The 20059-nt window shown below is 30.4% G+C and carries 25 protein-coding genes and 1 tRNA gene; 9 read left to right on the plus strand and 17 right to left on the minus strand.

Features of this window, described 5'->3' with window-relative positions:
- Nucleotides 1-5: 5 nt before the first annotated feature.
- The 5 genes from Q4Q34_RS14255 (at nucleotide 6) to Q4Q34_RS14275 (ending at nucleotide 3534) form a co-directional block, all read left to right on the plus strand.
- On the plus strand, nucleotides 6-1232 hold the full coding sequence (locus tag Q4Q34_RS14255) for a phospholipase effector Tle1 domain-containing protein (protein WP_303315740.1): 1227 nt from the start codon (nucleotides 6-8) through the stop codon (nucleotides 1230-1232).
- Between the two features lie 5 nt (nucleotides 1233-1237).
- On the plus strand, nucleotides 1238-1891 hold the full coding sequence (locus Q4Q34_RS14260) for an ion channel (RefSeq protein ID WP_303315739.1): 654 nt from the start codon (nucleotides 1238-1240) through the stop codon (nucleotides 1889-1891).
- A 93-nt stretch (nucleotides 1892-1984) separates the two neighbouring features.
- A complete protein-coding gene (locus Q4Q34_RS14265) occupies nucleotides 1985-2665 on the plus strand; it encodes a hypothetical protein (protein ID WP_303315737.1) in 681 nt (226 codons plus the stop codon).
- Between the two features lie 3 nt (nucleotides 2666-2668).
- Nucleotides 2669-3097: a hypothetical protein gene (locus Q4Q34_RS14270; protein WP_303315735.1), complete on the plus strand. Its 429-nt coding sequence runs from the start codon at nucleotides 2669-2671 to the stop codon at nucleotides 3095-3097.
- Between the two features lie 11 nt (nucleotides 3098-3108).
- Nucleotides 3109-3534: a hypothetical protein gene (locus Q4Q34_RS14275; RefSeq protein ID WP_303315733.1), complete on the plus strand. Its 426-nt coding sequence runs from the start codon at nucleotides 3109-3111 to the stop codon at nucleotides 3532-3534.
- 155 nt (nucleotides 3535-3689) lie between these two features.
- On the opposite strand, the gene Q4Q34_RS14280 is transcribed toward Q4Q34_RS14275, so the two are convergent.
- The 12 genes from Q4Q34_RS14280 to Q4Q34_RS14335 form a co-directional block, all read right to left on the minus strand.
- Nucleotides 3690-4712: a S1C family serine protease gene (locus tag Q4Q34_RS14280; RefSeq protein WP_303315731.1), complete on the minus strand. Its 1023-nt coding sequence runs from the start codon at nucleotides 4710-4712 to the stop codon at nucleotides 3690-3692.
- 77 nt (nucleotides 4713-4789) lie between these two features.
- Nucleotides 4790-6640: an SLC13 family permease gene (locus Q4Q34_RS14285; protein WP_303315729.1), complete on the minus strand. Its 1851-nt coding sequence runs from the start codon at nucleotides 6638-6640 to the stop codon at nucleotides 4790-4792.
- 127 nt (nucleotides 6641-6767) lie between these two features.
- The gene (locus Q4Q34_RS14290; RefSeq protein ID WP_303315727.1) at nucleotides 6768-7184 is read right to left on the minus strand and encodes an META domain-containing protein; all 417 of its coding nucleotides are present in this window, start codon (nucleotides 7182-7184) and stop codon (nucleotides 6768-6770) included.
- Between the two features lie 71 nt (nucleotides 7185-7255).
- Entirely contained in the window at nucleotides 7256-7732 is a 477-nt protein-coding gene (locus Q4Q34_RS14295) for a hypothetical protein (protein WP_303315725.1), read from the minus strand.
- A 23-nt stretch (nucleotides 7733-7755) separates the two neighbouring features.
- Nucleotides 7756-7917, minus strand: coding sequence for a hypothetical protein (locus Q4Q34_RS14300; protein ID WP_303315723.1), 162 nt, complete (start codon nucleotides 7915-7917; stop codon nucleotides 7756-7758).
- A gap of 12 nt (nucleotides 7918-7929) precedes the next feature.
- Nucleotides 7930-8118, minus strand: a complete 189-nt coding sequence (locus Q4Q34_RS14305) for a hypothetical protein (protein WP_303315721.1) — start codon at nucleotides 8116-8118, stop codon at nucleotides 7930-7932.
- Between the two features lie 219 nt (nucleotides 8119-8337).
- Nucleotides 8338-9348, minus strand: coding sequence for an adenylate/guanylate cyclase domain-containing protein (locus Q4Q34_RS14310; RefSeq protein ID WP_303315719.1), 1011 nt, complete (start codon nucleotides 9346-9348; stop codon nucleotides 8338-8340).
- A gap of 86 nt (nucleotides 9349-9434) precedes the next feature.
- Nucleotides 9435-10196 carry a LytR/AlgR family response regulator transcription factor gene (locus Q4Q34_RS14315; protein WP_303315717.1) on the minus strand — a complete coding sequence of 254 codons (762 nt, stop codon included), beginning with the start codon at nucleotides 10194-10196 and terminating at the stop codon, nucleotides 9435-9437.
- A gap of 5 nt (nucleotides 10197-10201) precedes the next feature.
- The gene (locus tag Q4Q34_RS14320) at nucleotides 10202-11227 is read right to left on the minus strand and encodes a sensor histidine kinase (RefSeq protein ID WP_303315716.1); all 1026 of its coding nucleotides are present in this window, start codon (nucleotides 11225-11227) and stop codon (nucleotides 10202-10204) included.
- A 175-nt stretch (nucleotides 11228-11402) separates the two neighbouring features.
- A complete protein-coding gene (locus tag Q4Q34_RS14325) occupies nucleotides 11403-12056 on the minus strand; it encodes a hypothetical protein (RefSeq protein ID WP_303315715.1) in 654 nt (217 codons plus the stop codon).
- Nucleotides 12057-12070: 14 nt separating this feature from the next.
- Complete coding sequence (locus tag Q4Q34_RS14330) at nucleotides 12071-12208, minus strand: hypothetical protein (RefSeq protein ID WP_303315714.1); 138 nt, start codon at nucleotides 12206-12208, stop codon at nucleotides 12071-12073.
- A 606-nt stretch (nucleotides 12209-12814) separates the two neighbouring features.
- Nucleotides 12815-12888, minus strand: a tRNA-Met gene (locus Q4Q34_RS14335).
- A 132-nt stretch (nucleotides 12889-13020) separates the two neighbouring features.
- On the opposite strand from Q4Q34_RS14335, the gene Q4Q34_RS14340 reads away from it, so the two are divergent.
- Together Q4Q34_RS14340 and Q4Q34_RS14345 are read left to right on the plus strand one after the other, a co-directional pair.
- Nucleotides 13021-13410 carry an START-like domain-containing protein gene (locus tag Q4Q34_RS14340; protein ID WP_303315713.1) on the plus strand — a complete coding sequence of 130 codons (390 nt, stop codon included), beginning with the start codon at nucleotides 13021-13023 and terminating at the stop codon, nucleotides 13408-13410.
- A 59-nt stretch (nucleotides 13411-13469) separates the two neighbouring features.
- Nucleotides 13470-14312: an aminotransferase class IV gene (locus Q4Q34_RS14345; RefSeq protein WP_303315712.1), complete on the plus strand. Its 843-nt coding sequence runs from the start codon at nucleotides 13470-13472 to the stop codon at nucleotides 14310-14312.
- On the opposite strand, the gene Q4Q34_RS14350 is transcribed toward Q4Q34_RS14345, so the two are convergent.
- The 5 genes from Q4Q34_RS14350 to Q4Q34_RS14370 form a co-directional block, all read right to left on the minus strand.
- Complete coding sequence (locus tag Q4Q34_RS14350) at nucleotides 14309-14869, minus strand: YqgE/AlgH family protein (RefSeq protein ID WP_303315711.1); 561 nt, start codon at nucleotides 14867-14869, stop codon at nucleotides 14309-14311. The two genes, Q4Q34_RS14345 and Q4Q34_RS14350, sit on opposite strands and share 4 nt — an antisense overlap.
- Before the next feature lie 126 nt (nucleotides 14870-14995).
- A complete protein-coding gene (locus Q4Q34_RS14355; protein WP_102754658.1) occupies nucleotides 14996-15268 on the minus strand; it encodes an HU family DNA-binding protein in 273 nt (90 codons plus the stop codon).
- 188 nt (nucleotides 15269-15456) lie between these two features.
- Complete coding sequence (gene fmt / locus Q4Q34_RS14360; protein WP_303315709.1) at nucleotides 15457-16404, minus strand: methionyl-tRNA formyltransferase; 948 nt, start codon at nucleotides 16402-16404, stop codon at nucleotides 15457-15459.
- A complete protein-coding gene (locus Q4Q34_RS14365; RefSeq protein WP_303315707.1) occupies nucleotides 16401-18305 on the minus strand; it encodes a RecQ family ATP-dependent DNA helicase in 1905 nt (634 codons plus the stop codon). The genes fmt and Q4Q34_RS14365 overlap by 4 nt, the downstream gene beginning before the upstream one ends.
- A gap of 3 nt (nucleotides 18306-18308) precedes the next feature.
- On the minus strand, nucleotides 18309-18848 hold the full coding sequence (locus Q4Q34_RS14370) for an ATP-binding protein (RefSeq protein ID WP_303315705.1): 540 nt from the start codon (nucleotides 18846-18848) through the stop codon (nucleotides 18309-18311).
- A 201-nt stretch (nucleotides 18849-19049) separates the two neighbouring features.
- On the opposite strand from Q4Q34_RS14370, the gene Q4Q34_RS14375 reads away from it, so the two are divergent.
- Nucleotides 19050-19343, plus strand: coding sequence for a DUF493 domain-containing protein (locus tag Q4Q34_RS14375; RefSeq protein ID WP_303315703.1), 294 nt, complete (start codon nucleotides 19050-19052; stop codon nucleotides 19341-19343).
- A gap of 73 nt (nucleotides 19344-19416) precedes the next feature.
- Nucleotides 19417-20058, plus strand: coding sequence for a DUF4290 domain-containing protein (locus tag Q4Q34_RS14380; RefSeq protein ID WP_303316299.1), 642 nt, complete (start codon nucleotides 19417-19419; stop codon nucleotides 20056-20058).
- The last annotated feature ends 1 nt before the right edge of the window (nucleotide 20059 follow it).

Raw genomic sequence — 20059 nt, forward strand, 5'->3', positions numbered from 1 at the left:
GTTTTATGATAAAAAAGAGATTTAGATGTTTCCACGTTTCTTATACTATAATGGTTATATCATTTTTGTTTTTTGGATGTGGCGTTTCAAGTCCTGTTGTTTTTAATCCAGTAAAAAAAGATAATACGCCAATGAAACTAGCCATATTTATGGATGGAACCACGAATAATGAAAGGAGCTATACGAATGTATCTAAATTATATAATTTAACAACATTGCAAAATAATCCAAATATAAGCGCAGTATATCTTAGAGGTGTTGGTAACGGAGCTGACATTCTTGGTATTGTTACAGGGTCTGGTATTAAAAGGGAAGTGTGTAACGCGTATCTTTATTTAGCAGAGCATTATAAGCACCAAAGGCATGACGAAATTTATATTTTTGGTTTTAGCAGAGGCGCTTACGCTTCCAGAATTTTAGCAGGATTAATTTATGCAGCAGGTATTGTTGATGTTAAAGAGATACCTAAAAATAAGCGTTTAAAATTTATTAGAAAAATTTATGAAGCGCATAAAAGTGATAAGGATATAACAGCGCGAAGAGCATCTGTTTTAAAAGTGACAAAACAGCATATAAACCCAGAGGATTATAAAATTGAATTTATGGGGTTGTGGGATACTGTTGAAGCGCTCGGAATTCCTAAATATGAAGAAGAGTATTATACACCAAAAAATAAATATATAGATCAATTATGTAATATAAAAAGAGTATCACATGCTTTATCTCTTAATGACAGTAGAAGTTCTATTTTTACTCCTGTACTTTTTACACATGGTGCTTTAGTGTCTTCATGCCCAGAAGTAAATCCAGAAAATATAGCAAATGAAGTTTGGTTTTTTGGAAACCATTCAGATGTTGGCGGAGGCGCAAGAAATACTTATATAAGTGGAGTGTCTTTAAATTGGATGATTAGTGAACTTAAAAACTATAATTTATTACCTGCAAACACGAGTGTTTATGAAAACAGTTTAGATGTTACCAATGATATTGGAAAAGGTATTTATAGATTGTTTCTTCCGAAGCGGGAAAGGAAATTATCGTCATTGGCCTCTACAAATGAATATAAAAAAGATAAACTAAAAATACATAGATCTGTTTTAGAAAGGTTAAAAACCTCATTGAAGACCTATGAAATTAATTTAATAAAGTTATTTAGTGAGTGTTTTGATAAAAATGAAATAGGAGGTTATAATTATATAAAAAAATCGGATTGTTTTACTGTTATTGAATAAAAATTATGTTGGAAAAACTATATCAATGTAGATTTCGGTTATTACTATTCGCTCAATTGTTCATTTTATTTGGAGCCTTATTGTTTACCTCAGATTGGTTTGAGAGTTATATCTCTCCAGTACTTTTTATTTTAAATCTATTTGCTGGGGTCGTTCTGTTCTCTGCTAACAAACGCAAAATGTGGAGCATCATCGTGTTATTATGTATTGCAATAATATGTTTTGGCGTGGACATTTCGAAAATAAAGTATAAAGAACTATTTAGTGCATTACATCTAATGATCTTTTTTTTATTCTATTTACTGCTAACATTAGAAACTATAAAACAAGTATGGAATTCAAAAGAGGTAGACAAGCATGTTATTTTTGGACTAATTAGCGGGTATATTTCTCTTGGATTGATTGGGTTTTTTATATGTTTAAGTATAGAAATAGCATATCCAAATTCGTTTTCAGGTTTAATTGAGGGAATTTCAATGACTGAAAACTTAATGTACTACAGCTATATTACTTTACTAACCATTGGGTATGGAGATATTTTACCCATAAGTGCATTAGCGCACAAAGCAGCTATTTTAATTGGTTTAATGGGGCAAATATACTTAGTAGTAATTACAGCTATAGTAGTTGGGAAGTACATTAATCAATCATCTGAGTAAGGCTTAAAAGATTAATGAAAATGTGATTTCTAACGATTAATAAATTTCGAAATAGATGTATCTTGCAATAAAATAACCTTTAATTTTAAAGATTTGAAAGAAATAAAAAAAGTAGCCCTATTATTAGTTTTAGTGATGTTCGTAACTAATTGTGCTTCAGTAAAACTTGCAGATTCATGGAATTCTGAAAACTTCGATACCACTAAAACTAGAAAAATTTTAGTTGTAGCAAGAGATAATGATATGGGTATAAGAAGCTCTTATGAAAAAGCTATGGTTTTAAAATTAAAAGAAAAAGGTGTCGACGCCATTGCTGCATTTGAACTATTTCCTGATTTAAAAGAAAAGAATAATAGAAGTCAAGAAGAAATTGATGCTTTAGTTAGAAATTTCAAATCTAAAGGTATTAATGCAATTATGTTAACTGCTTTAAAAGACACAAAAATTGAAGAATCTCTGCCTCAAAACAATTCCAATAATTATATATCCACAGCTAATATTGGTAAATATGGGATTAGTTTTACCGATTATTATAATATGCATTCTATAGAGTATATAAGCAGAGGCCTAAAGCCTGTATATAATGATAATCAAGATTTAAGAACTCAACTATCCTCAACTACTTATATTCTTGAAGCTGTTGTTTATGATTTAGCTTTGGCAAAAAAGGAACAATTAGTGGGTGTATTCGAAATAGAAGCAACCGATCCTTCATCAGGAAAAAAAGTATTAAATAAATTCACAACATTAATTTCAAAACAATTTAAACAATAAATCATGAGCCCACTTAAATCAATCTTAGTACTTAGCTTAATTTTAGTAACTATAAATGGGTTTTCACAACAGAAAACTCAAGAACAGAAAGAAAGAGAAAAGAATAAAGTTGAACTTTATACACCCAAAGAAAAAGATAATTTACAAGACTTCTATGCAGAAGAAGTAGATAAAATGAAATTATCTGAAGAAGAAAGGGATGAATATTATAGCACTTTATTATTTTATACCCATAGTATGTCTAGACTTGATGATAAGGATAAAGGCTATACGCAATCAGAAATTTTAGAGAAATTTAATACTTTGCATTTTAAAATGAATGAAAAGATGAAGGCGTTATTAACACCAGAACAATACGTTATTCACCTCGAAACTTTTAATAGAATAATATATAGTGTGAGTAGAAAAACAAGTGTTTTTAACCAAAAATAATTGATTTAGATATGAGTAATTCAAGAAGTACTTATTTTGAGGCTTTTGCCTCCATTATGAAAATTACTTTAAGAGATGATAATGCTACAGATGAGGAAAAGTCATTTTTACAACATTTTGGTAAAAAATTAGGTATTACAAGCTCGGAGTATTTTGAGTTGATTGATGACAATATGTATATGATATATGAAATAAAAGCGCCTTACCTGTATAATCAGCGTTTAGAAAGTTTGTATAGAATAACGCAAATTGTAAATGAAGATGATACCATATCGAAATTGATGAAAGAAAAGTGGTTATATAGAATGGGCATTGCTATTGGATTTGATCCAAGCAATATTAAATATGTAGTTGGTAAATCTCTAGATATGTTTAATGCAAGCAAAGATTTAACATTAGAGGATTATAAGGATGGTATCAAGAATATTATGATGTAATTATAAAAAACACTATAAGCTTCTATTTAAAATGCTTCATTTATACCAAAATAAATACCAGAATTACCATCAATACCAGAACCAATATCAAATTATAACTTAATAGCAATGTAGTTAATAAGAGTAAACAATATTTTTTTGACTCAAAAGATGCGTTATTTAGATTGTAAAGTTATTGTTTTTCCTTCACGTAAAACTGTTAGTTCAAATTTTGGATTCTTTTCTAAGCTATTTGCAAAATCAGCAATCTTCAATAAGGTGTAGTCTGTAACTTCGTACTTTATATCATTAAAGGCCAATATAATATCACCGCCCAAAATTAGTTTTTTATTACCAACAGTTACCTCAGTATCCCCCTCTTTTACTCCCATTTTATCAAATAAAGAAGCGGAAGCAATACGTTGCACTAATAAACCACTTGTTTGAGGCAGATTAAACAGTTTAGCTTCTTTTTCAGATAAGGAATATAACTCAGCACCAAACCAAGGCATTTTATTATTTAAAAGGAGTTTGGCAGCTAAATTAGACGTTGAGGCATAACCAATACCATCAGAACCTCCTGATAATGATTTTATGTGACTTACAATACCTATAACATCACCTTCCAAGTTAAACATTGGACCTCCAGAGTTACCTTGATTTATAGCGGCATCTGTTTGAATAAACTCCGTATTAGTAAAAGGATTTCTTCCTAAAAATTGTTTTTTAAAAGCACTAATATAACCTGAAGATAGAGATAAACCGACACCAAGAGGCACACCAATGATGAACACGCGTTGTCCAACTTTCATTCGGTCCGAATCGCCGAACCTTAAAACTGTAGCATTTATTTTCTGTCTTGATAATTCTAATAAAGCTATATCTGCACTATCATAGGAAGTAATTACTTTAGCTGGTATAGTTTCTCCATCTGAAAACTGTACAACTAAAGTATCGGGCACTTTTACAACATGAGCCGCAGTTACAACTAATTTATTGGATATCATAAAGCCAGACCCTAAACCAGAATTTGTAACTGTTTGAGAAACATTGTTTTGAGAGGTAGCTATATTGCTTTCTTGAGTATAAATAGCAACAACGGCAGGACTTACCCTTTCATAAATAGAAGATAGGTCTTGTGCATTAGTATAATGTATGGCAAATAACCATATTAGAATTAATCTAATTATTTTTTTCATAACAAGTAGTGATATGTTTTTTGTTAAAAATCAGTTTTAAAATACCAATAATACATTTTCAAGAAATAAATATTGAATCAAAAAGGCCAAATCATAGGCACTAAAATCAAAGATAAAATAAAAAATAGTAGTAATAATGGCGAGCCAACTTTAACATAATCCATAAATTTATAATCGCCTGCTGCCATAACCATCGCATTTGTAGTTGTACCAACAGGGGTTAAAAAGGCAGTAGATGCACTAATAGCCACAACAATCATAAATGGCTCGGGCGAAATATTTAAAGACGTGGCAGCTAATATAGCTATTGGCGCCATTAAAACAGCAGTAGCTGAATTATTAATGGCTTGACTAAAACCAGTAGTTAATAAAAATATGCCACCTAATAAAACAATAGGGTGTATACTCCCTAAATTAGTAACCAAACTATTGGCTGCTAGTTCTGCAACACCAGTTTTTTGAAGCGCAATACCCATAGGAATCATTGCTGCAATCATTACCACGCTTATCCAGCTAATGCCTTTGTAAGCCTTAGCCATAGGTACACAACCAGTTAATAAAATAACACCCGCAGAAATCATAGCAGCAATGGCTCCTGGAACAATTTTAAATACTAGTAGCACAATCATTAGTAAAAGCATTGCTAATGAAATGTACGATTTATAGGTTAATGTATTTACATCCTTAGACATGCTTTCTGGGTTTCCAGAAATCACTAAATTTTTATAAACGCTTTTTAAATGTTCTATACGCTCCCAAGTACCTCGAATAATAAATGCATCTCCAGCTTTTACGGCTACGTTTTTATCTTTTAAAGGCTTGTTATTTCTTGAAGCAGCTAATAATTGAATACCTGCTTGTTCCAAATACAATCCCATAGGTATGTTATGACCTAAAAAAAGCGATTTGGGTGTCACAATCATTTCTGCCATACCTACTTCTTGATTTATAAACTCATCCTTTAAATCATCATTATTATTATTATTATTATTTTTAAAAGGAATCAAATTGAGTTTAAACTTCAGAATTATATTATCTACATCTTCTGTTTTTCCTTTTACAGTAATAATGTCATGGTATTGTAAAACCGTATCTGGTATTGGAAATTCAACATATGGTTTTACGCCTTTTACAACATTTGGAAATCGTCTTCTTAATCTAATTATTGAAACATTGTATTTATTATCAAAATCCCATTCACCAATAGTAGTATTTAACAGAGGAGACATTGAACGTACTCTTAAACGGTAAATATTTTCATCAATACTATAATTTTCAATCCATTGATGCATTTCAGAATCTATATTTATTGGCTGATTTTCGGAGGTGTTTTTTGGCAATAATTTATAACCAATAAAACGGAAATATAAAATTGAAATCAATAGTAATGGCAACCCAATGAGGGCAAATTCAAAAAATGAAAAGGATTCAAATCCATTTTCTACTAAAGCATTACTAGCAATAATATTTGGAGGAGTTCCTGTTAATGTTAATAAGCCACCAGTATTTGATCCAAAAGCAACAGGCATTAATAATTTTGAAGGGAGTGTGCCCATTTTATATGCGGCAGATACAGTAACGGGTAGTAATGTAGCAACAGTTCCAGTATTGCTTACAAAACCAGACAAAATACCAGAGCCTAAGGTGACTAATACTAATAGTTTGGGAACGCTTTTACCAGCCCATTTTACAAATTTTTGTCCTACTAATGCTGTCCATCCTGTTTGAGATAAACCTTCACCAATAATAAATAGGGAAGCAATCATTATTACTGTAGGGTTACTAAACCCGCTAAGAGTTTCAGGAAGGTCTAAGATGCCAAATAAAAATAAGCTTAACATAGACATAAGTGCTACAATATCTGGTGTGAATTTACCCCAAACAAAAAGTCCTATTGTAATACCCAAAATAATTAAAAGTGTAAGCATAAACTATAAAAAGAAATTAGTTGGACTAAAATAGTTAAAACTAAAGTCTATTCAAATGAAAAGAGGTGCGTTTTACATTTTCACACCTCTTTTTAAACTCTGTTTTTTAATCTTGAAGCCAGTTCTACTATTCAATAATTTTAAAGCGCATCATAATAACATCATCTATCATTAAATTCAATTTTCCGTCAGCGTCTATGGCATGTTTATTGATTTTTTTAATGGTATTTAAAAAGACGTTTTCTCCATTTCCACAGAACATCATTGTTGTTGGTCCTGGATCGCCAAATGAAATGTCATCACCTTCTAAAGTATACTCTGCCGAATAACCGTTGCAGCTATTTGTTCCTTCTGCTTTTTTAGTCGTTTTATTAAAAGTAATTACAGGTTTCTTATTAGGATATAAATCTGAAAAAGCTATTCGTGGTCCAGATATAAACTCAAGCTCCCAAGTCACATTGAAAAGATTAGTGCCTCTAGAGTTTTTTGATGATACACATGAACTCATTGTAACTAACAATATAGTTAAGATAATTCTGGTCATTTTCATACTTATAAATGTTTTTTCTTTATTTTCTCTATCTATTTTTCAAATAAAGAACTAGTTCTTTATGACTAATCAAATACAACATCACTTGTTTTTAAATTTTCAATATCCTTTTGATTTCTAGTGTTAACAGGAACCTCAATAGTTAAGAAGGTATCTTTTCCATCAGAATCTTCACCTTGATAAAATTTAAAAACATAAGTTTCTTTCTGTAATACTCTTACTGGTATTGAAAATGTTGTTTCAGTAATAATTTGATTACAACCAATGCCATCATCTACATGTACTATAGGATATATAAGCCTTGTAGCCCCTTCATAAATATAATCAAATTGATCATAGTAAAAATAGCAACTATTGGGTAGCGATATAGTTACATTAACTTGGTAAGTGCTTCCGTAATTAAATTCCTCAGGAAGTTCTGCACTTATAATACTTGAGTACTCTAAGTGATAGTCGTGGTCGTTATCGTTGTCGCTGCTGCATGATAATACAGATATAGAAAGGCCAACGATTGTAATTAATAAATACTTAAAATTTTTCATCTTATTTTGTTTTTAATTTCTATTCAAATGTACCCGTGCTTTACATTTTTAATGGATTCATTTGAAGTGTTTAATGTTAATAATGATTTTTTTTTCACTCTTATTTTAGTGTATCCAAAAACTCCTATTTGAATTAATGCCGACACTAATACTATGATTTTCACGTATTCTAATAAAATAGTCATAACTTCTAGTGTTTATTGTCTCATAGCTACTCCTGCAGCTGTTCCATATTCTTCTAGCGTTTTGACAAACCCTTTGATAGTGTTTTTGAAACCTATTTTAACTTTTTCCAGTAGTGTATATGTTGGGTTTTCTTCTATTATAGGTCTATAAAAATTCTTGTTGAATTGCGCGTTGTTAATTGTTGTGCTTTCAGTTCTCATATCTATTTGTATTTAATTATTATTTATGGTACAAATGTAGCCTGAAGCAACAGAGGAAATCGGAGCTATTTAAGTGAAGTGACCAAATAAGGAAGTGAAGTGATTCTACTTGAAAGTGAACTTAAAATGTCAGTATTAGGTAAGTGATAAGAATTGAAGAAAACAGCTCTGTTTTGATACCCTAATTATAATGGTATAACTTCAAAAATGCTACTCAGATTAAAGCGTATCTTCAGTACGTGTTACGGAATAGATATTTACTGTTCCCTGCTTACCTTTTAGAAGCACATTGCCTTCAAGTTTAGATGTCGTCCATGAGTCGATTTCTACGACTTTTAAAAGTTTTTCTGAAATAAGTAGATCAAACCCTAATCGATTACATTGGCCTTGGATTCTTGAAGCTGTATTTATAGTATCACCGTGATAAGCAATTTCACGTTTATATTCTCCAACTTCTGCAATAGTTACGATACCGCAATTCATACCTGCTTTAAATTCTGGTACTAAACCATAAGTTTTTAGATAGTAATCTGTTCTACTATTAATTTGATCTTTAAAAGCATAAAAAGCACGAATACTTTTAGCGTTTTTAAGACCTTCTTTATACGGCCAAGTTAAAACAGCTTCATCTCCCACATATTGGTAAATAGAAGTTTTATATTTATTAACTATGGCTAAATCATAAAAACAGTCTTGAAGGAGCTTGCTATATTTTATATGTCCTAATTTTTCAGCAATTGTAGTAGAGTTTCTAAGGTCTAAAAACATAAAAATAAGCTCTTTTTCTTTTGGAGTATAGAATTTTCCTGAAATGAATTTAATCAAATTGCCTTCACCTAGCATTAAATTAATATTGAGAAAAAGACTTATAAAGAAGTTTACAAATACAGTATAGATAAGGCTAACCCAAATGACAGGTAACTGGATAAATTCTGATATTTTAAAAGTAGTGTCTACAAATATTTCAACCTTAACAAACAAATAAAACATAAATACATAAAACCCAATAGCAGATATAATTTGTAGTATAAGTGCAAATACCAATAACTTAGATAATGAAATACGTTTTCTAACCAATTTTTCAAGGAAAATGTGAAGTGTACCGTAAAGTAACCCTTGGGTTATCCATGCTATAATGAATATAAAAAGTATATTGGAGAAAGAGTCCTCCATGTAAGGGATGTTCACGTCATGAGACCCGCGAAGGAGTTGCCAGATGAGGCTTGCCATTAACCAACCGATGATATAATCCCGTAATATTTTATAATGTCTAGATTTCAAATTAAATCATTGATAGTTGAACGTTTTTAGTGAGCCTAATTATTTATCCATGTTTTTATTTCTGATGATTTCGCTTTGCTTATTGTAATGCGCTCCTTAGATGGCGGATTTACATTAATAATTAGTTTTCCATTAAAGTAGAATTTAATATTCTGTATAGCATTTCTATTAAGTATAAATTGTCTGTTTGCTCTATGAAAATTATACGGGTCTAATTCGTTTTCAATGCCTTCTAGTTTTTTATCTATTATGTAAGTTTGATTTTTAAGTGTCACAGCTTTTACAATACTATTTTCTATATAAAAATAAGCAATATCTTCTGTTTTAACTGGAATTAATTCATCTCTCTGATGTACTAAAAATGTTGTCCTGAAAACTTGATTTTTAGATTGCATTAATTGTACTAATTGTTGAATGTTGTTATAAGAGATTGTATCAATTTTTGCGTTGGTTTTAAACTTTTTAATTGAGCTACTTAATTCTTCTTCATTAATTGGCTTTAAAAGATAATCAATGCTATTTACCTTAAATGCTTTTAGTGCATATTGGTCATAAGCTGTTGTAAATATTATTGGAATATTGATGGTTACTTGTTCAAAAATTTCAAATGAAATACCGTCAGAAAGGTGTATATCCATAAAAACTAAAACGGCTTCGCTTGGATTAGAAAAATAATCGATGGCCGCTTTTACAGAATCCAGAACAGTTAGTATCTCTATGCTAGAATCTATATTATTTATTAAGTAAGTGAGTTGTTCACTTGCTGCTAATTCATCTTCTACAATAACTACTTTCATGGTAATCAATTTAAAGAAAGTTTGACTTTAAAGGTATTGTTTTTATTACTTATTGATATGTGCTTCTTTTTTAGAGCATAATACCGCTTATTAAGGTTTGATAAGCCATTTCCTGTTCCAGTAGTTAAACTTTTTCTGGGTCTTATTTCATTTTCAATAATTATAAACGCATCTTCGGAATATATATTAACTTGAAGTGGGTTCTCTTCTGATATTTCATTGTGTTTAATGGCATTTTCAACTAACAATTGAAACGCTAAAACGGGCACCTCTTTTTTCATCCATTTTTCATGAATATTATAAGTGATGTTAAAACGATTACGATATCTTGTTTTTATTAAATGGATATAACTACTTAAAAAATCGAGCTCTTCTTTTATAGATACTAAATCCCGTTCACTACTTTGCAGAATATAACGATACATAGTGGAGAGTTTGTTTATAAAATTTGTAGCATCTTTATTTTCTTTTACAAGTGAACTTAATGAATTTAGCGAGTTGAATAGAAAATGAGGATTAACTTGGTTTTTTAAAGCCATCAATTCATTTTGTAAGCTTTGTTGTTTTAAAGCTTCTTGCTCTATTAATTTTTCTTTTAAGCTCAATTGATATCTTAAAATTCTAGCGATAAAGATAATTATTACTGTTATAACGAAATAGATGAAGTAGGTTAACCCTTTTTCTTCTGAAACCATTGATTCTCCTACTAATATTGGATACAAAAAGAAGAATAAATGCAATAAAGCTAAGTATAAAGCAATATTAATTATGATAGTTGTTAACCCTCTTAGTACGCTTTGAAATTTTGAATAAAAATATTTAGTATTTGCATTAAACTCTAATAACAACCAAGAAAAAAAGGTAAACCATAAAAACCGAAAGAGTATATCTTTTACAGAAGCAGAAGTGAAAGCAGTTGATAGGTCATCTACAATATCAAATATAATTAAGATCCTAGGAGAGGTTAAGAGTATTGATATTATAAATGCTATACCTATTAAAACTTTTTGCTTTATAAATTTGGTCGTCAAAATGGTTATAATGTTATTGATGAAGAACATAACTAATATAGTTAAAATTAATGTAAGTAAATTGTATAATTTTAGCTGATTATGAATGAAATTAAAAACTGCCAGAGAGGTATGAAATGTATTTCAATAATCTCTGGCAGTCAAACTAACTAACCAAACCAACTATATATGAAAACTATTTTATCAATTCGTTTACTATTCGTTTTGAAAAATCTTTAGAAATTGTCCCTAAAGACTTAGGGTTATCAATCTCTGTCGTTATAACTGATATTAATTGTTCGTTATCAGTTTTTGTTAAATCGTAAATTACAGTTTCGAGAATGTATTTTTTACCAGTATAGGTTATGGTGCTTTCAGGCTCAGATTTTACATGAATACTACTATAGTAACGATAGAATGTGCCGTTAGGTCCTCTAAAATATGTGGGAAAATAAAGTGTTGAGTAACCACCACCAGCTGTTTCTGTTCTTGAATATTCTTGAGTGTCTTTTAAAGTGTTAAGAATAATTATGTCTACGCCTTTATTTTTCAAATCGTCAACGATTTTTTGAACTTCATTTTCGTTAAGTTTTACCTCGGTGTCAATTTTTGAAAAAACGGTTAAGCTTTCCATAGAATTGAGACCATATTCTCTTAACTTGTTTACAAGGTCACTCTCAAACTGACTTCTAATAACATGGTCGTCAGTTTTGCTTATTACCATGATGCGTTTATTATTTAAATTAAGCTCTTTTGAATTGTCCCAAGTGCCAACAACTCTTACTGTTGAGCAACTTGTTACCATAACAATTAGTATTAATATGCCTAATATTTTGTTTATTGTTTTCATGATTTCTAGTGTTTTTATATAAACATATGGATGTCATTAGTATCTCTGTTGATTAAATTTAACCTTACTGAGATATAGTTTTCAGAGTTTTTTAGATGTAAAAAACGTTTTCCAAACTTCCATTTCTTTAGAATTGATTTTAAATTTTTCATGACGTTATTGTTTAAATTCTTATACAAATGTATGCCACGATTAAAGGCTGAATCTTAACTTTTTAAGTGAAATGACTAAAATCTAAAATGAAGTGTCTGAAGTCAAATGTGAATTTAATTTACCCACATAGAAATGGAAATAAAGATTGCAGAAGGTGGTTTGGTCTACTGGATTAAGCAAGCTGACGGGGAAGAAAAGAGCATATGGGAATGCATTGGCAAACCGTAAGGATGTCCCTACTAAAATTCATAAAGACCTGCTAGATGTAAAAAATAGACAAAAAACCAAATCAAAACGCTGGCATTCATACCAGATTTAATCGAAGGAACACCCGAACACCAAAAGTATTATTATTAATAAGTAAGTGAAGAATCTTGATGTTTTCAGATAGCAAAAATTGTAAAAACCCTACTCCAAAACCCTACTCCAAAGCTCTAATTTGTCTGAAAATACATATATTAAATTTATAAAATACTGGTATACAGCTGCTTGTGCTTAAGTCTCATTTGTTTTGTTAATCCGCAGGTCTTGATGCTAAAAAGAGTAAAACTGATAAAAAACAAAAAATCTAAACACTTGAATTTCAGTTGTTTAGATTTTTATTGTAGCGAGAGGGGGGCACGATCCCCCGACCTCCGGGTTATGAATCCGACGCTCTAACCAACTGAGCTACCTCGCCATAATTTAAGGCTGCAAATATAAAAACAATATTATTGTAAGCAAACAGATATTAGATAAAATATTATTAAAAATTGTTGTTTTACTTATCAATTAATGTATATATTGGTAACATAAAATTTTTAAGCTATTTATGGACGATAAAGTTAAATTTGATATTGAATTTCCAATACACGCCTCCCCTCAATTGTTGTATCAATATATATCAACACCTTCAGGTTTGTCTGAATGGTTTTCAGATAACGTAAATTCTCGTGGCGAATTATTCACCTTTATATGGGATGATAGCGAGGAACAGGCAAAATTGTTAAGTAAGAAAAGTGGTGAGCGTGTTAAATTTAGATGGTTGAATGACGAAGATGATCAAGTATCGTATTTTGAAATAAGAATACAAGTTGATGAAATCACTAAAGATGTATCGTTAATGGTTACCGATTTTGCAGAAGAAGACGAAGTGGACGAAGCTAAAATGCTTTGGGAAAATCAAATTTCTGATTTAAAGCATGTGCTTGGATCTGTTTAATTCTATATTTTAAATTATATTTGTCCCGCTTTTATTAACTAATAAAGCGGGATTTTTTTATGACAAATTTTAATGGAAATATTCTAGAAGAAAATACAATTCTTTCAATTGAAAACAGAGGTTATAATTATGGTGATGCTTTATTTGAAACCATTAAAGTAAGCTTCGGTAAAATTTTGTTTTGGGAAGATCATTATTTTAGACTCATGGCTTCTATGCGTATCATGCGTATGGAAATTCCAATGCGTTTTACTATGGAGTATTTAGAAGAACAGATTCTTAATACTCTGGAATCTAATAGCTTGTTAAAGTCATCTGCAAGAGTTAAATTGTTTGTACATAGAAACGAAGGCGGGTTGTATACGCCAAACTCGAATGATGTAAGTTTTATAATTTCAGTAAAACCCATTCAAGATGATTTTTATTTACTTCAAGACGGTTTTTATGAAGTTGATTTGTTTAAAGACTATTATGTATCGCCAAGCTTATTATCTACATTAAAAACAAATAATAAAATATTAAATGTTGTTGGAAGCATTTATGCAAAAGAAAACAATTTATACAATTGTCTGGTTTTAAACACTAATAAGCATGTTGTAGAAGCTCTTAACGGTAATGTTTTTGTTGTAAAAGGTAATATCATAAAAACGGCTCCAATAAGTGATGGTTGTTTAAAAGGCATAATGCGTAAACAACTTATTGACATTATTAAAAGTGTACCTGATTACGAAATTGTTGAAGACTCAATTTCTCCATTTGAACTTCAGAAAGCTGACGAAATTTTTATAACAAATGTTATCGTGGGCATTCAACCTGTAACGAAATATAGAAAGAAAGTATATGGCAGTGAAGTATCTAAAAACTTATTACAAAAACTAAATGTTAAAGTAAGATTGAATTAATTATAGTTTGGATTTTCTGGTGCATTAGACCAAATGCTATATTCTCCTCCAAACTCTAACATTTTTTCTTTCCAAAAGGATTTATAATCCTTTTCAATAATACTATTTTTATAAACATTTTCAGTAACAACCCAAGAATTAGCTTTAAGTTCTTCTTCTAATTGATTTGTTTCCCAACCAGAATATCCTAGGAAAAAACGAATATCATTTTCATTTATATCACCATTAGTAATAAGTTCTGCTACTTTACTAAAATCACCGCCCCAAAAAATACCCAAGGAAATTTCAATACTTTCTGGGATTAATTTTGGTATTTTATGAATAAAATAGAGATTATCCTGTTCTACAGGTCCACCGTTATAAACTTTATAAGTAGCTTCAACTTCTGGGACCAGTTCATTAATAGTATAATCTAGAGGCTTGTTGAGTATAAAGCCAATAGAACCTTCTTTCGAATGATCTGCAATTAATACTATCGACCGATTAAAAGAAACATCACCTATTATCGCAGGTTCAGCGATTAACAAATCACCTTTCTTTGGTTTTATTGTTATCATGCTTTTGAGGTATTAGCAACTAAATCTAATATTTATTTATCAAAAAAGCAACTGTTTTGATTGATATATAAAAAAAGATGCCTTCAAATTTTGAAGGCATCTTTATAATATAAAAGAGGTAAACGATTAGTTTACTGCATTTGATAAATCTGATCCAGCTTTAAACTTAACAACGTTTTTAGCTTTGATTTTGATAGTTTGTCCTGTTTGAGGGTTTCTTCCTTCTCTTGCAGCTCTTTTAGAAACTGACCAAGATCCAAATCCTACTAAAGAAACTCTGTTACCTTTTTGTAAAGCTCCTTCAATTTCAATGATTGCACACTCTAAAGCTTTCTTTGCAGCAGCTTTAGTGATTCCTGCGTGTTCTGCCATTGCGTCGATTAAATCTGTTTTGTTCATAATATAAAATTTAATTATTAATAAATTGGTTAAACATTATTGTTAAATCCTACTACAAATTTATACGGATTATGAAACCATGCAAGTAATAGCAAGGGAAAAACACGGTATTGTTAATAACTTAATGCTTTTGTTAATAAAGAAAGCATATTTTATCGATGATTTGTAATATCAATGATAATAAGGGTTTAGAGCGCTTTAGCATTTGCTTCAAAAGTATAACCGTTTAAAAGCGCTTTTATATCCATAGTTCGTTTACCAGGAAGCTTAATTTCCTTTATTAAGATGTAACCATTGGTAACAGCTACCTTTAACTCTTTTTTATTAGAAATAATACTTCCAATACTTTTTGTATGTGGTATTATTTCTTTGTCTGCTCGATATATTTTCACATCTAATTCTTCCTCCCCATTTATAAAAGTACACCAGCTTGCCGGATATGGGCTTAGGCCTCGTATCTTATTATATATATTGTCTATAGAATCGTTCCAGTCAATCTTACAATTATCTTTATTTAATTTATAAGCAGTTCTAATATTTTTAGTTTCTTTTTGAGGTACAGTTTTTACAGGTCCCTGTTTTATTGCGTTTACTGTTTTTAGAACTAAAGAGCTTCCTATATTCATTAATTTATCATGCAAGCTTCCTACATTTTCATCAGCTTCTATGTCTATTTCTTCTTGAAGAATCATATCACCGGTGTCTATTTTTTCATCAATAAAGAACGTTGAAACTCCTGTTTTGGTTTCACCATTAATAATAGCCCAATTTATAGGAGCTGCGCCACGATAGTTTGGTAGTAATGATGCATGCAAATTAAAAGTACCATATTCGGGCATTTGCCAAACTGCTTTTGGTAGCATTCTAAAGGCTACAACAATCTGGAGATTTGCTCTAAGCGCCTTTAATTCATCTAAAAAGTCATCCTGCTTTAAATTGGTGGGTTGTAAAATGTTTAAATTGGCTTCCTTTGCATATACTTTTACGGCACTTTCATTTAGTTTGCGTCCACGCCCAGCAGGTTTGTCTGGGGCAGTAATAACCCCAACTATATTATATTGGTTTTCTACTAATGCTTTTAAAGTGGTTACAGCAAAATCTGGTGTTCCCATAAATACGATTCTTAAATCCCTCATATATGACTTAATTTATATGTGTTTGTTGGTGTAATAGTTATAATGTTATGCTCTAATAATAATTTCAAAACTACTTTTAAATCTGCCTCTTTACAATTCAATATTGAAATTATGTCTCTAGATGATTGATCTCCATTTTCTAATAATTTTACAATACGATTTTTTATTGTTCTAATATCTGGTGGTGTTCCCGCTTTTTTTGAATTTATGCAAACGGAGCAGATACCACACGGTTTCATGTCTTTTTCACCAAAGTAGGTGAGGAGTTGAATGCTTTTGCAAACCGAATCATTTTCAATATAATTAAGCATGGCATTAACTTGGTGTTGCTTCAATTCATTTTGTTGTTCTATGATTGATGCAATTCTATTAATCGTTTTATCATCTTCCCTAGGTTCTATAAAAGTGATTTGAGCATCTGTTTTTGCTAAGTTTAGGGCAATGATTTCATCGCTTTCTAATTGTTGAAGTACTTGGGTTAATTTACTTTCTGTTACTGATGCTTTGTTAGAAATTTTAATCAAATCAATTTTTGTAATATGATCAAAAATACCACCATACATTCTTAATATTGATTTTACAATCATATTAAAATCCTGATGCGTTTCTAGATAATTAAAAAGCGCTGAGTTTGATACAATAAATTGAGCCGTTACTTTATTTTTAAACTGTTTTGATAGCGTTATGACACTATTTCTGTCTAATAATAACAGGGTATTATAACATAGAATGGAACTAAAGTTATAAGTTTTACAAAAGGTATTAAATTTAAAATCGAAAGTCAGATATTCACCTTCACCATAAGATATTTGAAAGTAGCTACATAGTTTTCTGTATACCTGTTTGACAAAATCTACTGTAGGTAAAACATTCAAAAACTGATTTTTTACTAAAGTAGCATCACTGTTATTTTTTAGAATTACAGCAAAAGCCTTTTCACCATTACGACCTACACGACCAGCTTCTTGAAAATAACTTTCAATGCTTTCTGGTAAATTAAAATGAATAACTGTTTTAACATCAGGTTTGTCAATACCCATACCAAAGGCATTTGTCGCTACCATAACCTGTTTTTGATTTTGTGCCCATGAATTCATATTGATATCTTTTTCAATATTTGAAAGCCCACCATGGTAATAGGTTGAAGTTATGTTTTTAGATTCTAAAAAAGCACTAATTTCTACGGTTAATTTCCGGTTCCTAACATAAATAATTGATGAAGCGATATGTTTTTTTAAAATAGTTTCAAGGCGGTAGTATTTATCATTTTCATGGAAGACCATGTATGCCAGATTAGGTCTGGCAAAAGATTGCTTAAATATTTTAGGCTGAATAAAATCAAGTTCTTTCACAATATCATCAACAACTTCTGGTCTTGCTGAAGCCGTTAAGGCTACCACATTTACACTGGGTTGTATTTGACGTAGTAACGATATGTTTTTGTACGCAGGCCTAAAGTCACTTCCCCATTGTGAGATACAATGCGCTTCGTCAACTGCTATTAAATTAACATGCATTAATTTAATACGATCCTGTACTAGTTCCTGTTGCAAGCGTTCTGGTGATAGATACAAAAACTTGTAATTTCCATAAACACAGTTATCTAAAAGTGTGTCTAATTGGCTATAACTTATCCCACTTGTAATGGCCATAGCTTTAATTCCTTTATTGTTTAAGGCTTGCACCTGATCTTTCATCAATGAAATTAAAGGAGAAATAACAATACAAATGCCTTTTTTAGCTAAAGCAGGAATTTGAAAACATAACGATTTTCCACCGCCGGTCGGTAATAAAACAAAAGTGTCTTCTCCTTCAATAACGGCATTGATAATGGCTTCTTGATTAAGTCTAAATGCTGTAAACTTCCAATAACGTTCTAATATGTTTATGGGATGCTCCATATATTACATATTCAACGCGTTTAAAATAAAATCGACTCTATTTTTAACAGTGTCAAAAGGAACATCTATTAAATGATAATTAAAATTTTGATAGGTATTTAGTAAGTGCTTGTGAATATTTAAAGCTTGTTCAAAATTTTCATAGCGTTCATTATCACTTTTGTATATAGCTTCCCATGGTTTTAAGATAAAAACAATATCATATGTAGAATTTTTACAAGTATTTACAAAACTCTCAGGGTAGGAGTCTCCAATAAAATCCATATAGGCCAACACATCAGGTAAACCTCTATCAAAAAAAACAATTTCAGAAGTACCAGTTTCGGCATTTATAAATTGCTGGTGTCTACCTTTTAAAAGTAATTCGCTAAATAATAAAGGGTTGGTTAAAAATAGTTGGTCAATACCTTCTTTTTTTGCATTTAAGGTAACTTGACGAGAAATTTCTTCGAGACAATTGTAGCCTCTATTTATCAACTCATTTATTAAAGTAGATTTCCCAGTACCAGGTCCCCCAGTAATTACAATCTTTTTAGTATTCAAAACCGACATTATTTTGCCGTAAAAATCGGAATTAAACTGCGATAAAAAAAATGTAAGCAGAAACACTTATAACTAAAGTTTTTAATTCACAGAGTTATAACTACGCGAATGTTATTTTCTTGAGTGAAGAAGTGCTTAAGTATGTGTTAAAAATATGATTTAAACGGATGAAACTGTATATTTGCACGATATAAAGAGACTATGAACGCACCTCCTAATTCTGAAGAATTTTATAAAAAACTAAAAGGCCAATTATATGAAACAGCAAGTTGGCCAGCAGAATATTTATATAAATTTATAGTAAAATCTGACGTTAAAAAAATAGCTAAATTAGAATCCATTTTTAATAATATGGGAGCTGTTATTAATAAGATTGAATCAAAAAATGGCAAATACACGAGTGTTTCAATTAATTTACTGATGAGAGACCCAGGTGCCGTTATTGAAAAGTATAAAGAAGTTGCAGAAAAAGTTGAAGGGGTGATAAGTCTTTAGTTTTTTTTTGTATTTTGCGCAGGCATACCAACTTACATGCATAAATAATTAATTCTACACACATTTAATTTTGATTATAGATAATTTAGAATACAATACAGAGCGGGAACATTTAATCATTCCGGAATATGGTCGCCATATGCAGAAAATGATTAATTATGCTAAAACCATAGAAGTAAAAGAAGAACGTAATAAAATAGCTAAAGCTATTATTGCGGTCATGGGAAATATGCAGCCACATTTAAGAGATGTTCCTGATTTTCAACATAAGCTTTGGGATCAACTTTTTATTATGTCTAATTTCGAATTAGATGTAGATTCTCCTTTTGAGAAACCTACAAAAGAACTTTTTGAAGAGCGCCCAGAGCCTTTAAAATATCCGCAAAACTTTCCTAAATATCGTTTTTATGGAAACAATATTAAGACGATGATTGATGTTGCCAATACTTGGGAAGAAGGTGAACTTAAAGAAGCTTTGGTGTATACAATTGCAAATCATATGAAGAAGTGCTTTTTAAATTGGAATAAAGACACTGTTGAAGATGCTGTGATTTTTAGTCATTTATATGAGCTTTCTGCAGGAAAAATTAATTTAAAAGATTCTAAAGAAGATTTATCAGATTCTACCAGTTTGTTGCGTTCTAAGAACAAATTTTCAAGTAATAAGAAAAGCCACCACAAAAAGAATTCTAACAGACAAAGAAAACGCCACTAGT

The organism is Flavivirga abyssicola, assembly GCF_030540775.2.
Taxonomy (GTDB): Bacteria; Bacteroidota; Bacteroidia; order Flavobacteriales; family Flavobacteriaceae; genus Flavivirga; species Flavivirga abyssicola.